Origin of the sequence: Pseudomonas sp. W2-17, assembly GCF_041060445.1 — a bacterium.
Classification (GTDB): Bacteria; Pseudomonadota; Gammaproteobacteria; order Pseudomonadales; family Pseudomonadaceae; genus Aquipseudomonas.
Map to the genome: position 1 here is coordinate 139,788 of NZ_JAUFNS010000010.1, position 14,363 is coordinate 154,150.

Sequence of the window (14,363 nt, forward strand, 5' to 3'; positions counted from 1 at the left end):
TCCTTAATCCTCGACCACCCAGGTGTCCTTGGTTCCGCCACCCTGCGACGAGTTAACCACCAGCGAGCCTTCGCGCAGGGCAACACGCGTGAGACCACCGGGCACTACACGGGTTTCGCGGCCAGCCAGGACGAACGGGCGAAGGTCGATGTGGCGCGGGGCGATGCCGTTCTCGACGAAGGTCGGACAGGTCGACAGGCACAAGGTCGGTTGCGCGATATACGCATGGGGCTTGGCTTTGAGCCGCGCCCGGAACGACTCGATTTCAGCGGCGGTGGCTGCGGGGCCCACGAGCATGCCGTAACCGCCGGAGCCCTGGGTTTCCTTGACCACCAGATCGCCCAGATTGGCGAGCACGTGGGACAACTCCTCGGGCTTGCGGCACTGCCAGGTCGGCACGTTCTTGAGGATCGGCTCTTCGTCGAGGTAGAAACGGATCATGTCGGTCACAAAGGGGTAGACCGACTTGTCGTCCGCCACGCCGGTGCCGATGGCATTGGCCAGCACCACATTGCCCGAGCGGTACGCCGCCAGCAGGCCCGGCACGCCGAGCATCGAATCCGGATTGAACGCCAGCGGATCAAGAAAAGCGTCGTCGAGCCTGCGGTAAATCACGTCGACCGCTTTCGGGCCGTCGGTGGTGCGCATGAACACGCGGTCATCGCGCACGAACAGGTCAGCGCCTTCCACCAGCTCGACACCCATTTCCCGGGCCAGAAACGCGTGCTCGAAAAACGCGCTGTTGAAGCGCCCAGGGGTCAGCACGACGACGCTCGGGTTATCCAGCGGGCTCGAGCTTTTCAGGGTGTCCAGCAACAGATTCGGGTAGTGATCGATCGGCGCAATGCGTTGCGCGGCGAACAGCTCGGGGAACAACCGCATCATCATCTTGCGGTCTTCGAGCATGTAGCTCACGCCGCTTGGCGTGCGCAGGTTGTCTTCGAGCACGTAATACGTGCCGTCGCCATCACGCACCAGATCGACGCCGGAGATGTGCGAATACAGGTCACGATGAAGATTCAGGCCCTGCATCGCCAACTGGTATTGCTCGTTGGCAAGGACCTGTTCGGCGGGAATGATCCCGGCCTTGATGATGCGCTGATCGTGATAGAGGTCAGCGAGAAACATGTTCAGTGCCTTGACGCGCTGAATGCAGCCGCGCTCCACCACCCGCCATTCGCTGGCCGGAATGCTCCGCGGAATGGTGTCGAAGGGGATCAGCCGCTCGGTGCCCTGCTCGTCGCCGTACAGCGTGAACGTGATCCCGGCGCGATGAAACAATAAATCGGCCTCACGCCGGCGCTGAGCGAGCAACTCAGGCGGCGCTTCGCCCAACCAGCGGGCGAATTCCCGATAATGCGGACGAACTATGCCGCCCGCATCGTACATCTCGTCATAAAAGGTGCGGATCATGCCGTACTCCTTGTCACCATGGACACCAGAGCCTTCGCAAGGCCCGTGCCATCGGCATAAACGCTTTAATATCAATGGGTTGAATTAAACAGCCAGAGCGTCCGCACCATTCCTGTGCACGATGCGCCCTAACCCGTTCCCCGACGCTTCATGGCGAAGCGTCGTTCACTTTTAAAATCTATCGCGGGCATAGCGACAGTTCATTTCCGTGCGGCTAAGGGGCTGAGCATAATCGCCCTATACCGCAGACCAACCCGCCGGATCACACAAGGCGATTGGCTCAACACCTGATTGGCAACGCCACCCGATATTCCCTTTCCGCCGCTCCCAAGAGAGCGGCCTTTTTTTGCCTGTGATTCAGCTCGGTGCATCTCCCGCTCCACGCTTGGTCGTGAAGGCGGGAGACAATTTTCACCGATCAGCGCCTTGCTTCGGCGCATGACGGTTGATCAGCTCAATGAAGGCGCTTGAGCTCCTGTTTGACGCCCCAGCCTTCGACCTCCCCGTCCAGACCGAAAATCGCCGTCTGGAAATCCTGCTCGAAGTCGCCTATCCCGTCGTAGGTTGCGTACATCAACTTGCTCAGTTCCAGGTGCCAGGCACCGTCTTCCAGTGCATTGAGCTGGACATTGACTGACTCGCCACGAAATTTTTCCGCAGCCTGACGCGCCCGGTCCTCATCCGGAAAGGTGGCATAGAACTCGATGGGGTGAATGCGTGCGAAGTCGAAACCGCCTTCTTTCATGCAGCGCAGAACATGGCTGCTGACGTCTTCTTGATAGGCTGTGCTCATGAAACGTCCTCCTATGCAACGATAGATAGAGTTTCAACTATCCCGAAACACACCTCGATGGCGAGGCGTGTAGCGGCAGGTCATCTGCCGCCCGGGACTCAAGCATGTCGCTGACAAGGCCGGTGCGTTTTACAAAACGGGCATACGTACGCGAGCGGACTCGGGTAGATGCATCACCGACCTCGCTCGCAGAGTACGCCCATTGGCTGGGCGTTGCCAATTGGCAGGATGGCGGGAAATGCAGGCTTCTTACGAAGCCTCGACGATGGAGATGATCTGTACCGCGTTCTGCTCTTTGAGTGTCTTAACGGTGGGCTCGGCAGTGCGACCGTCGAGGTCGTTCAGATCAAGATCACTGGCGACCGGAAACAGGATCGGACGGAGTTGCTGCGCAGCCTCTTCTTCACTGGGACGGTGATCGGATTCAAGATCGAGGGTTTGCTGCACACCGTCTTTGTCCAGATACGAAATAGTCCACACTTTCATCAATGTCTCCTCAGTAAAGGCCTGACAACGGCCTGATGATCTTGACCCTTACAGCGCAACGACGTTCAACCCGAATCGTCAGCGCACAGCTGACGTTGGCAGCCTGAAGCCAAGGATTCGCAGGCAAAAAAAACGCCCCGGTATCGGGGCGTTTTCATCAGGCTGCGGTCATTGTGGCTTGGCGTCTTTGACCCCTGCCGTGTTGTCCAGCAGGCTCTTGGTCGCGGTCTGCAGGAAGCTGTCGAGCTTCTTGCGCAACTCGGCGACGTCCGGCGCATTCGGCATCAGCTCGGCATGGGGCTTGGTGCCCAACTCGTAGCTGTAGACCTTCGGCTCCATTTCCTTGGGTTCGATCAGGATCCGGTTGCCGGTGACCAGCGCCACGGTCTGCTCGCTGCCCGATGGCTTGATCACGCCAAAGCCCTCGTCTCCCGCTGGCAGATTGAGCAGGTCGCGGCCCCAGCACTGGTGCACGGTGTCGCCACCCAGGCGGCCCATGATGGTCGGCACGATGTCGATCTGCGTGCCGACGATGCTGCTGCGCTTGCCGAACTTGTCTTGCAGGCCCGGGGCGATCATCAGCATAGGGACGTTGAAGCGGCCCAGGTCCATCTCGGTGATCTGCTCGTTGTTGCCGAAGCCGTGGTCACCGACGACCACGAACAGCGTGTCTTTGTAATACGGCTCTTTCTTGGCCTTCTCGAAGAACTGACCCAGCGCCCAGTCCGAATAACGCATGGCGGTGAGGTGCTCATCCAGCGTGCCATGCCCGGTGACGCGCTCGACCGGCAGATTCGCCGGCAGTGCGTACGGCGTGTGGTTGGACAGGGTTTGCAGCAAGGCATAGAACGGCTTGCCTTTGGCCTCGCGGGCTTTCAGCTCCTCGGCGCCACGGTCGAACATGTCCTGATCGGACACGCCCCAGGTCGGGTCCGAGAACACCGGGTTGACGAAGTCGTTGCGGCCAATGAAGTTGGTCATGCCCTGGTTGCTGAAGAAGCCTGACTGGTTGTCCCAGGCGAAGTCACCGTTATAGACGTAAACGTCATCGTACTTGCGCGCGCTGAGCAGTTGCGGCAGACCGGACAGCTTGTGACTGCCTTCCGGCGTCTGCATCAGGTATTCGAAGCCCGGCAGGTTCGGGAAGCACGCCATAGTGGCGAACATGCCCTGATGGGTGTGCGTGCCGTTGGAGAAGAAGCGATCGAACAGCAGCCCTTCCTGGGACAGTTTGTCGAAGTAAGGCGTGATGTTCGATTCGTCGCCCAGCGCACCCACCGAATGGCCGGCGAAGCTTTCCATCAGGATCACGACGACGTTCTTGATCGGCAGCGTGTTGGCCGGCGGCGGCGTGAAATCGCGACGGACAGCGGCTTTGTCTGGATCGATCAGCTTGTCGTTGGCGGTCAGCAGCATGTCGCGTACGGTCTGCTGGGCTTCAGCCACAGGCAGGGTCGCTTTCCAGATGTTGTCGCGGTCCTCGGACATCCGGCTCTTCGCCGCCGCGATCAGCGTCAGCGTGCCGTTCAGGCCAAGGGTGTTGGCGAAGTTGGAGTCAGTGGTGTACGCGTCGCCCCAACGCAGCGGCGGGCCCTGGCGCAAGGTGCCGCGAGCGGCGATGACGGCCACCACCAGACACAGCAGGAAGACCACGGCGCGTTTGTACAACGGCGCGACCACACGGTTGTCGGCGCTGGCGACGTTGAACCCGCCACGGGGCCGGGTCACGCGATCGACACCTTTGAAGACCAGGCTCAGCAGCCAGGTCACCAGTGCCCACGCCAACAGATAACGAACCACCGGGTAGCCGTACCAGATCATGCTCAGAACGGTTTTCGGGTCTTCTTTGACGTATTGGAAAACCAGGCCGTTCAGGCGCTGGTGGAATTCACGGTAGAAGTCCATCTCCATCAGGCCGAAGAACGCGGTCAGGCTCGCAACCAGCGTCAGCCAGAAGCGAAACACCCCACGGGCCGCCATCAGGCGCGCGCTGAACAGGGACAGCAGGAGGGGAATCAGGATGTACACGACCAGACGCAGATCGAATCGCAGGCCATTGCCGAACGCCTCGACAAACGTTGAAGCCGGCGTCGCGCCGATGCCTTCGCGGTTATAGACCAGCAGCGCAACGCGCAAAAGGGTGTACAGGACCATCAGCACCAGGCCGCTCAGGAGCGTATAGGCCAGGTGCGATTTGACGGTAGGTTGCGGCGCGCGCGCCGGGGCGTCCGTTTTGGCCATGTGTTGTGGGATCCGTTGGATTCAGGTTTAGGTTCAAAAAGCGGTGCGCCCGATCACATCGAAATGCCGGTCCGGGCTACGGGGGCCAAATATTACGTGAACCCTCGCGGTTTACCACCGATCCCGCGCATTCTTCATGACGGATCGGCACAAACATTTATCTCAATCAGTGGGTAGCCGTGGAACGGCGCGAATCTTCCCGAAGAAACGGTGAAAATTCCGTTCATTAACGACGCCACTCATATTTTCTTACAAAGCCTTGAATAACGCTTACACCTTGAACGTCTGGGCATACCGCTCGACGGCGTGTTCGATGGCGTCGAAAACATGGGGTGCGTGGGAGTTGAGCGAGGCGTTTTCCTGCAGCGACGCCTGCACCGCTGCGATCAGCCTTTCGATGCGCACGTTCGGTTTGCGGATGTCGCAGGTCGACGCGAGGGTCAGAATGCCGAGCCTCGAGCCGAACAGGCTTTTCGAGCCATCCAGGCGCAGGGCGAGCGCGTCGTCCTTTATGTACGCGGTGGTGTTGACGATGTCGTAGGCTGGCGCCAATTGAGCGTCCGCCCCCAGCGGGTCGCGATACAGCACCCCGAAATTCTTCAGATGGGCATCGCCGTTGCCGACCATGCAGCTGAGCGCGACGATGTCGAAGAACTGATCCAGCGAATCACGCACATGCTCCGGCGCGCAGAACAGGCGAATGGCCTTGGCGATGTTTTCATAGCTGGAGTCATATTTCTGTTCCGTGCCCAGGCCCATCAGTACGGCCATGTCCTCGAAGCCGATGGCACGCTGGTCAGCGTCCCGATCAAAGCGGCGCATGACGAACAGCTGGCGGTTATCCGACAGATAAAATTCCGGTACTGGCATGCCGGCTCTGCGCGCCGCGTCCATGCACACGTACTCGTTGACGGCCAGCCCGGGAAAGTCGGCCCTCCCCGACTTGACGATCAATTCGGGCATCAGCAGCGTGGCTTTCGGGTCCGTAACGAAATCCGAATCGGGCACGATGACCTTGGGCTGAACGCCTGAAATCCCCGTGCGCAAAATGTACTGATCGACCAGTTCGGCAAACAGATCCTGCGTCCCGTCCCAACTGAGTATCTGCCCCAGGCTTTTGCCTGCAACAGGGCCCACCCCACCCAGCAAGTCGTCGATCATGGGCGATGCCACGGCGACGCGGCCGACGGGCGAACCGCTACCGGTCAATGCCATGAGCAGCATGGGGTTGATGGGCGTGGTTTTGGCGAGGCGATTGCGCAGCTGTTCCAGCACGAAGCCTTCGGGCAGGTTCATCTGGAAGACGGGATGCAGGCTGCGCGAGACGTAAGCCGCATCGCGCACGCCCATGGTCAGGCTGATCTGCGACACCGGGCTGGCGTCCAGGCCATAGCGAAACAGGTAGTCGCCGGACTCAGACGCCGACAGCTCACCGCTCTCACCTTCCGGGGTAAAAATGCGTACACGATCCAGCGGTTTCACTGGAACACCTCGCGCAGCTCTTCAAAGGTCGGGCGTCGGGCGGAAACGACTTTTATCTCGGCATTCAACGCGGCCAGCACCTTGGCGTAGAAATTCACCGCCACGGTCGGGCTGCCTTTTTCGACTTCTGCGAGCTTTTGCCGTGTCATGCCCGACTGGTAGGCCAACTGCACTTGGGTAAGGCCGCGGGATTTGCGCATCTCTTCGATCTGGCTGCCCAAGCGCTCGAGCAATAATGTCGCGTCCATTTGTCACGCCTGCATAACATTCAACGATCAATGGAATGTATACGTGACATGACTGGCGAGCAAGGAGAAGTTACGCAAACCTGACATTGCCTGACGGATGTCAGATTTACGTAACATAACAAGCCGTCAGGCGTTGCTTGGCTTGCTGATCGCCTGAAGAACGTACTGTGGCAATGCGAAGGCGCCGATGTGGACCTCAGGATTGTAGTAACGGGTGACGATGCCGCTGCCGGCGAATCGCTGACGCAGGGTATCCAGCGAAATCTTGCGGTGCTCGGAATCCGTCGCGCCCCAGGCAAACGTCATCGCGCCACCAATATAGGTGGGCACCGCTGCCTGATAGAAATGCCAGTCGGCGAACAGGCCATTCATGCGCCCTGCCGTGGTCTGCACTTCGCTCAGCTGCATGAACGGCGTGCCGTTCTGCGTGACCAGAATCCCGCCTTCGTTGAGGCAGCGATGGCAGGCCTGATAGAAGTTTTCCGAAAACAGCACTTCGCCCGGCCCGATCGGGTCCGTCGAATCGGAAATGATGACGTCGAATTTTTCCTCGGTGGTGGCAACGAAGCGCATGCCGTCGTCGATGACCAGGTTCAGACGCGCATCATCGAAAGCGCCTTTGGAGTGGTTCGGCAGGTATTCCTTGCACATCTCGACCACAGTGCCGTCGATCTCGACCATGGTGATGTGCTCGACCGTCGCGTGCTTGGCGACTTCGCGCAGCATGCCGCCATCGCCACCGCCGATGATCAGCACACGTTTGGCGCGGCCGTGGGCCAGGATCGGCACGTGGGTGAGCATCTCGTGATAGATGAACTCGTCGGCTTCGGTGGTCTGAATCACGCCGTCCAGCGCCATGACCCGGCCCATGCGCGGGTTCTGAAAAATCACCAGATGCTGATGCTCGGTGCGCACTTCATGCAGCATCTTTTCCATGCGAAAGCGCTGGCCATAGCCTTCGTACAACGTTTCTTGATAATCGCTCATGGATGGAGTCCCCGATAACTACTGATGACAGGACGGCAGGCCGCCCACAAGAAGGCGCGCATTCTACGTCGCGGAGCATGACAGGTCGAATGTCGTGGTGGCGTGGGTGATCTGGCAAAACAAAAACGCCCGACTGGCCAGGCCAGTCGGGCATCATGTGTTCTGAAGCCTTGCTGCAATACTAGATACGCACATTGCCACGTGGGCCAGCGATTGCCCAGATGATCAGGCCCAGCACCGGCAGGATGACGATCAGCAAAATCCAGAGAATTTTCTTCCCGGTTTCCGCGCCGCTTTTCAGCACGTTGATGATCGCCCAGATATCCAGAGCCAGAATGATCAGGCCAATCAGACCGTTGAAGGTAGAACCCATGGTGTTGCTCCTAATTGAAGGCTTGCTCACTTGAGAGTGGCGGGCTGCAATGAGGGTTCCGTTGGTCGGCAGGGATATTTCTCGGCGCAGCAAAACGCGGTGACGGAGATCAAACCTGCGCCTTGAGCGCCTCCAGCGCGGGCTCGATCAATATGCCGAGCTCGACGCCGAGTGCCATGACCCGCTCAACGTCAGCGCCGTAGACCAGCACCGTCTGCAACACGTGGTCCAGCGGCTCGCTGATGTCCATCAGCACATACCCGCCCATGTCCTTGTTCATGCTGGACAGCTGAATCTGAATACGGTTAAGCGCGGCCAGGGGTTCAGCTTTAGTCAGCTGTTTGGGCTTGATGTTGAACGGCACGTTGGGGCCGAACGACGCCATGATCTCGGTCAGCAGATCAGGGTAGGTATCAGCCTGAAGCAAGACAGTATCAGGCAGGCTGCCGATGACGACCCACTCGCCCAGCGGGATCGGGAAGGTGTCGTCGAAATTGATGTCGGGGTTGGCGGCCTGAAATGCTTCGGGGTCGGCGTAAGCCTGGGCGGCTTCGTCGGCGATTTTTTCGATTTCTTCATCGCTCATGCAGCCGGAGCTGATCTTGCTGATGAATTCGATGAGTGAAGCTTTCATGGCAGATCGTCCGGGGGCTGGAAACAGGCGCGCAGGATAGCTGGAAATGCTGCGCGCCTCTATCGCTTACGCCCCCAGACGGGTGAGCTGCTCGGCGGTCTCGGTCGCGCCCATGGTCTGTGCGGCCATCAGCGGGGTGACGCCCTTGGCATCCTGGATGTGAGGGTTGGCACCCTTGGAGATCAGGTAGTCGACGATCGCGGTACGGTTGAACATCGCCGCCATCATCAATGCGGTACGGCCGTCGGCTGATGCGCCTTCGACGTCTGCGCCGCCTTCCACAAGGATCTTCACGGTTTCCAGATCGCCCTTGAACGCAGCGCCAGCGATCGGGCTCTGGCCGTTGTCGTTGCGCAGTTCCGGGTCAGCCTTGTGCTTGAGCAGGACCCGCACGGCATCTTGATGACCGTGGTAGCTGGCCAGCATCAACAGCGTGTCGCCTTTATGGTTGCGAAGATTGGGGGTCAAGCCGTTTTCCAGCAGCCGATCGAGCATCGGGGCGTCGCCGGCACGAGCCCGGTCGAACACCTGCTCGGCAAATTCCAGTGCCTCTTCGTCTGTCATGCGCGTGGCAGAACCGGGCGTGGTGGGGGCTTCTGACATTTCTTAACTCCAGTAGCGCAAGGCATTGCGCGGGACAAAATCAAAGGATGCGGCGATTCATGGGCCAGGCAATCTATGAGCCGTGGATAAAGCGTGTAGTTCCACTGATGACGCCATCGCTCATGGCGCACCGTCGACAGCGCCGCCGCAGATGACACTAACGATGCCAGCTTCACCAACCGGCGCCAAACGATCAGTTTCAATGAGCCCGATAGCGCGGGCTGAGAGCCCGGCGAGAAAATTTCGCAACAAGACGAAATAAATCCCGGATACCGCTGTCTCAGTTATGTCCGCAATGCGCGACTCCCTCCCCGCAACACCCCTTCATCACCCCCCACTCCGGTAAATTGCAGGATGCACGAAAGGCATTCATGCAAATTGCACGAAGCAGAATTCTTATCAAAACTGTAAGCCCTTGATTTTATTGACTTTTATTTAACTGCAAAAGCTGGCACAGTCACTGCACTAGTCATTCCAAGCTTGTTATCCCATGAGCAATGGAGCCTCTAGACATGACTTTCATCCAAGAAAAATTCGCATCCGTATTTTCCGATTTCGAAGTCACCACCCAGCCGCGTCCGGACGGTGGCGTTCTGTTGACTCTGCGCAATGAAGAAGGCACCAACATCCGCCGCTGCGTGTCTTACGCTCAATTGCACACCCCAGTGCAACTGGAATGGGTGATCAGCGCGATTCGTCGTGACCTGGCCGCACAAGCCAGCGAGCTGCCCGCTATCTCGATGTTGCAAAGCCAGCACCGTTTTGATCTGCCTACTTATCACACCCGATAAGTACGAAGCCGGAACCTGGCGTTCCGGCAGCAGCATGTTTCACTCTCATCGAAGCATCCCTTGTAGATTCCCGCGATAGTTGATGCTATCGCGGTTTTTTTTGGGCTTTTTTTGCTGAGGGCGACGTTAGACGCCGGCGCGCATGCAGCCTCCTTCTACTGAATGATCCCCCGACACAATGCCTCGCCCACGGCCTGAGCGCGGTTGGTGACCCCGAGCTTGGCGTAGATGCTCTTGAAGTGATGCTTGACGGTCGCCTCCGAGACTTCTTTTATCAGCCCGATCTCCCACGCCGTCTTGCCTTCCCGCGCCCATTTGAGGATCTCCAGTTCTTTCGGAGACAGCGCCCGCGTCTGCAGTTGTCGGCCCTTCCCCGCCACGTGAAGCATCGGCACCAGACTGGTGAGCAGGTAGCGATCGTTGTGGGTCAGCGGTCGCTCCATGCCGTTGAGCGTGCAGATGGTGACGACGCCTTGATTGGCGCGCGTCTGGCTGCTGTACCCATAGGAAAACGCCGGAAGCAGGTCGCAGTCCTCCACGGCAGCCATGTAGGCAGCAGACGGCGGGTAGGTCTTGAAGGCCTCTTCCCAATTCAGAAAACCCATGGTGTGGCGGTAGCAACGGATAACCGGGTCTTCGATCATCAGGCGTCCCTGGCAATAAAGATCCTTCCAGTAGCTGTCGACGTTCGACGTGATGCAACTGAGCAGCACGCCATTGCGATACTGATAAAGCATGGCCCGTTCGCTGCGGCATTCGGCCCGTAGCCAGTCAAGTGCGTTGGCGATGGCCGCATCGCCGTCCTGTTCAGTGATGCTGCTGACCATTTGTTGTATCAACGGACTCAGCGTCCCTGTCTGTGCGTTTTTCATGTTCCCCTCCCGTTTAAAACCATCAAATGCGCAGCCCTGATGCCCCTTGGATTTTTTATGCATGGCAGCTGAAAACGGCGTCAGGTGCTGTCGTCAACACGACCGCACGAGGCGCATTCAAAAGCTGTCAGGGTGCGACAGGCGAAGGGTTACACAGTCGAGGAGGGTTAAACACAGCGTCGAAAACAAACAGGCATGCCTGACCGTGAAACAAGCAACTTCCCACAAACGAACAAAAACCAACTTACATTTTTCCGCATTTGGATACAAAAACGGCCAATGTCAGAGACATCGGCCGTCGGTTTTCAGCACACCTGATGCGTCAGAAAGCGCTGGGCTCTATCGCCGTAAAACTGTTCACGTTGATATGCCCGTTCAGTTCTCCGCCATCGCGCACCAGTGCGCAGGTGGCCATGCCGGCCTGTTGCGCTGCATCGAGTTCTTCGACGATGTCGGACAGAAACAGGATCGCTTCCGCCGGATGCCCGATGCTCGACGCAATCGATCGATAGGACGCCTCCTCGCGCTTGGGCCCGGAGGTGGTGTCGAAGTAGCCGCTGAACAGCCCGGACAGATCGCCCGCCTCGGAGCAGCCGAAGATCAGCTTCTGTGCCTGGATCGAACCCGAGGAGTAGACGTAAAGCGCATACCCCGCCTGATGCCAGCGTTTCAGCGCCTCAACGGCATCCGGGTAAACGTGTCCCTTGAGCTGCCCGGCCTGGTAACCCTGCTGCCAGACCATGCCCTGCAATGCTTTGAGCGGCGTGGCTTTAAGGTCTTCGGCGATCCATTGCAAGAGGATCTCTATCACCCGATCGACACTCGCGTCAGGTTCACCGCTGTCGTTGCGCACGGCCTGCAACTGCGCGGCCACGTCGGGTTCGCCGGCATGCTGGCGAACGAATTCGGGCAGATGCTGCCTGGCGTACGGAAAGAGCACGTCGAAGACGAAGCTCACCGCGCTGGTGGTGCCTTCGATGTCAGTCAGGATCGCTTTGATGGTCATGTTGATCAGTCTTCCAGGCGCGGGAACTGGCTGGCGATGCTTTCACCGGTGAATTTGGCCACCCAGCCATCCGGGTTGTTGAACAGGCGAATGGCAACGAAATGCGGATGCTCGCCCATGTCGAACCAGTGACGGGTACCGGCCGGAACCGAGATCAGGTCGTTTTTCTCGCACAGCACGGCGTAGACGAAGTCGTCGATGTGCAGGGTAAACAGCCCGCGACCGGCGACGAAGAAACGCACCTCATCTTCGCCATGCTGATGCTCCTCGAGGAACTTGGCGCGCAGTTCGGCCTTCTGCGGGTGGTCACTGTTGAGGCTGATCACATCGACGGTCACGTAACCCCGCTCGGTCATCAGCCTGTCGATCTGGGTGCGGTAGGCCGCGATGACCTCCTCCTGACTGGCGCCGGGGGTGATCGGCGTTGCCGCCTGCCAACGGTCGAAGGCCACGCCATGCTCGGCCAGAGTCGAGGCAATGTCTTCCAGGTGGGTCAGGACCTTGTTGGGCAGTTCGGGGGATGACACGTGGTAAACGGACAGACTGCTCATTGGGGGGCTTCCTCGGTTCGGTCCGCGTCTGTCGGCTCTGGGGCCGATCAGATGCGTTTGATTCAGGCAGTGGGGACGCTGCGTGCAACCTTCAACGCTGCAGCGATCAGCGGTTGAGCACGGACAGCGTCTTGAGCTCGCATTCGAACAGGAATTCGAACGCTTCGATCTGGCGCAAGGCATCGCTCATCTTCGCGCCCCACGTGTACAAACCATGACCGCGAATCAGGTAACCGGCGCAGTCAGGGTGTTGATCCAGCCAGGGCTGAACCTTATCTGCGAGCCGGGCGATGTCCTGATCGTTGTCGAAAATCGGCACCACCACTTTTGATTCATGGGTGGAAACGCCGCTGAAGGCTTTTTGCAGCTCGTAGTCCTCGAACACCAGATGATCGCCAGCAGTGAGCCGGGACAGCACGGTGGCGTTGACCGAATGAGTATGGAGCACGGCGCCCACCGCCGGCTTGCAGCTATAAAGCTGCGTGTGCAGCAGGGTTTCAGCCGACGGTTTTTTGCTGGGCTCCAGACTGTTGCCGGCAAGGTCGGTGGCCAGCACGTCGCCCATACCCAACTGGCCCTTGTGCTTGCCGGAGACGGTGAGCAGCGCTTCGGTCGGCGACAGGCGCACGGAATAATTGCTGCTGGTGGCGGGCGACCAGCCCCGGGCGTACAGAAACTGCCCCGCTTCGATGATTTCCCGAGCCAGTGCTTCGCGACTCATACGCGCTCCTCTTTCATACATGTGGCGGTCAGGACAGCAGCGGCCACGGCCGCCAGACTCGCAATGGCAAAGGTCCAACTGGCGCCCAGCGCGTTCCAGCTGTAACCGGAATACAACGCGCCCATCGCCCCGCCGGTGCCGGAAAGGGCAGCGTACAACGCCTGACCCTGACCTTGCTGCCGTGGGCCGAAGCTGCGTTGCACATAATGCACGGCCGACGCATGAAAGCTGCCGAAAGTGGCTGCGTGCATCAGTTGGGCGACGATCAGAACCGCCAGATGATCGGCCAGATTACCCAGCAAAAGCCAGCGCAATGCGGCGATCACAAAGCTGGTGATCAGCACCTGACGAACACTGAAGCGCTGCAGCACACGGCTCATCACCATGAACATCAACACTTCAGCGATCACCCCCAGCGCCCACAGCAGGCCAATCATGCCGCGGGTGTAACCGAGGTGTTCCAGGTGCAGCGTTAGAAAGGTGTTATACGGCCCGTGGCTCAGTTGTATCAGGGCGACGCTGACATAAAACGCCAGCACGCCCGGCCTGATCAGCTGCCTGAGAAAGCCCTCTCCCGCGACCCGCACGCCCGAGACCACCGGTTGAGCATTCGGCACCCACCAACTGCTGGCGATAATGCCGAGCAGGATCAATAGCAGCAGTTGCGGGTAGTAATCCAGGCTGAACCACTCCAGCATCCGGCCCAACACCACGACCGAAAGAATGAAGCCAATCGATCCCCACAGCCGGATCTGGCTGTAGCGGGAAGTCTGGCCCTGCAAATGCGTCAGCGTGATGACTTCGAATTGCGGCAGCACCGCGTGCCAGAAAAACGCATAGAGCGCCATGACCATCGCCAGCCAGGCGTAGGACGTGTCGACGAGAATCAGGCTGAAACAGGCCAGTCCGCAAATGGCGCCGAAGCGCACGATGGTCAGGCGTCGGCCGGTGTAATCGCCGAGCCAGCCCCAGACGTTGGGCGCAACGCAGCGCATCAGCATCGGGATTGCCACCAGTTCGCCGATGCGCGCGGCGGAAAATCCCAGGTGACTGAAATACAGCGCCATGTAGGGCGCCGTGGCCCCGAGCAGGGCGAAATAGAAGAGATAGAAGCTGGCGAGCCGCCAGTAAGGAAGCGCCGCCACGCTCAGATGACTGCGGC

The 14,363-nt window shown here is 59.3% G+C and carries 16 protein-coding genes; 1 reads left to right on the top strand and 15 read right to left on the bottom strand.

All coding sequences use genetic code 11. From position 1 onward, the window contains the following. Positions 1–3: 3 nt before the first annotated feature. The 10 genes from QWI20_RS14710 to QWI20_RS14755 all read right to left on the bottom strand — a co-directional run bounded on the left by QWI20_RS14710 (position 4) and on the right by QWI20_RS14755 (position 9,260). Positions 4–1,413: a circularly permuted type 2 ATP-grasp protein gene (locus QWI20_RS14710; protein WP_074891898.1), complete on the bottom strand. Its 1,410-nt coding sequence runs from the start codon at positions 1,411–1,413 to the stop codon at positions 4–6. A gap of 454 nt (positions 1,414–1,867) precedes the next feature. After that, positions 1,868–2,206 carry a ribonuclease E inhibitor RraB gene (locus tag QWI20_RS14715; RefSeq protein WP_065989401.1) on the bottom strand — a complete coding sequence of 113 codons (339 nt, stop codon included), beginning with the start codon at positions 2,204–2,206 and terminating at the stop codon, positions 1,868–1,870. A gap of 249 nt (positions 2,207–2,455) precedes the next feature. Further along, positions 2,456–2,692 (bottom strand): hypothetical protein, encoded by a 237-nt coding sequence (locus QWI20_RS14720; RefSeq protein WP_369306118.1) that lies wholly within the window; start codon positions 2,690–2,692, stop codon positions 2,456–2,458. Positions 2,693–2,860: 168 nt separating this feature from the next. After that, entirely contained in the window at positions 2,861–4,933 is a 2,073-nt protein-coding gene (locus tag QWI20_RS14725; protein WP_369306119.1) for an LTA synthase family protein, read from the bottom strand. Positions 4,934–5,203: 270 nt separating this feature from the next. Further along, positions 5,204–6,406, bottom strand: coding sequence for a type II toxin-antitoxin system HipA family toxin (locus QWI20_RS14730; protein WP_369306174.1), 1,203 nt, complete (start codon positions 6,404–6,406; stop codon positions 5,204–5,206). 5 nt (positions 6,407–6,411) lie between these two features. Then, the gene (locus tag QWI20_RS14735; protein ID WP_192175037.1) at positions 6,412–6,663 is read right to left on the bottom strand and encodes a helix-turn-helix domain-containing protein; all 252 of its coding nucleotides are present in this window, start codon (positions 6,661–6,663) and stop codon (positions 6,412–6,414) included. A 126-nt stretch (positions 6,664–6,789) separates the two neighbouring features. Next, positions 6,790–7,650, bottom strand: a complete 861-nt coding sequence (gene speE / locus QWI20_RS14740) for a polyamine aminopropyltransferase (RefSeq protein WP_369306120.1) — start codon at positions 7,648–7,650, stop codon at positions 6,790–6,792. A gap of 181 nt (positions 7,651–7,831) precedes the next feature. Then, complete coding sequence (locus QWI20_RS14745; RefSeq protein ID WP_037009073.1) at positions 7,832–8,023, bottom strand: PLDc N-terminal domain-containing protein; 192 nt, start codon at positions 8,021–8,023, stop codon at positions 7,832–7,834. Between the two features lie 109 nt (positions 8,024–8,132). Further along, positions 8,133–8,657, bottom strand: a complete 525-nt coding sequence (locus QWI20_RS14750) for a hypothetical protein (protein ID WP_369306121.1) — start codon at positions 8,655–8,657, stop codon at positions 8,133–8,135. Between the two features lie 66 nt (positions 8,658–8,723). Further along, entirely contained in the window at positions 8,724–9,260 is a 537-nt protein-coding gene (locus QWI20_RS14755; protein WP_122624151.1) for an ankyrin repeat domain-containing protein, read from the bottom strand. A gap of 512 nt (positions 9,261–9,772) precedes the next feature. On the opposite strand from QWI20_RS14755, the gene QWI20_RS14760 reads away from it, so the two are divergent. After that, positions 9,773–10,051 (top strand): DUF3509 domain-containing protein, encoded by a 279-nt coding sequence (locus QWI20_RS14760; RefSeq protein ID WP_074891912.1) that lies wholly within the window; start codon positions 9,773–9,775, stop codon positions 10,049–10,051. A 155-nt stretch (positions 10,052–10,206) separates the two neighbouring features. On the opposite strand, the gene QWI20_RS14765 is transcribed toward QWI20_RS14760, so the two are convergent. From QWI20_RS14765 to QWI20_RS14785, 5 genes are all read right to left on the bottom strand, one after another. Next, complete coding sequence (locus QWI20_RS14765; RefSeq protein WP_369306122.1) at positions 10,207–10,923, bottom strand: LuxR C-terminal-related transcriptional regulator; 717 nt, start codon at positions 10,921–10,923, stop codon at positions 10,207–10,209. Between the two features lie 322 nt (positions 10,924–11,245). Further along, positions 11,246–11,929: an acireductone synthase gene (gene mtnC / locus QWI20_RS14770; protein WP_369306123.1), complete on the bottom strand. Its 684-nt coding sequence runs from the start codon at positions 11,927–11,929 to the stop codon at positions 11,246–11,248. 5 nt (positions 11,930–11,934) lie between these two features. Then, a complete protein-coding gene (locus tag QWI20_RS14775) occupies positions 11,935–12,480 on the bottom strand; it encodes an acireductone dioxygenase (protein ID WP_133776627.1) in 546 nt (181 codons plus the stop codon). Between the two features lie 106 nt (positions 12,481–12,586). Next, positions 12,587–13,201: a methylthioribulose 1-phosphate dehydratase gene (locus tag QWI20_RS14780; protein WP_369306124.1), complete on the bottom strand. Its 615-nt coding sequence runs from the start codon at positions 13,199–13,201 to the stop codon at positions 12,587–12,589. Next, the gene (locus QWI20_RS14785) at positions 13,198–14,352 is read right to left on the bottom strand and encodes an MFS transporter (protein ID WP_369306175.1); all 1,155 of its coding nucleotides are present in this window, start codon (positions 14,350–14,352) and stop codon (positions 13,198–13,200) included. Before QWI20_RS14785 ends, QWI20_RS14780 begins: the two co-directional genes overlap by 4 nt. Positions 14,353–14,363 lie beyond the last annotated feature (11 nt).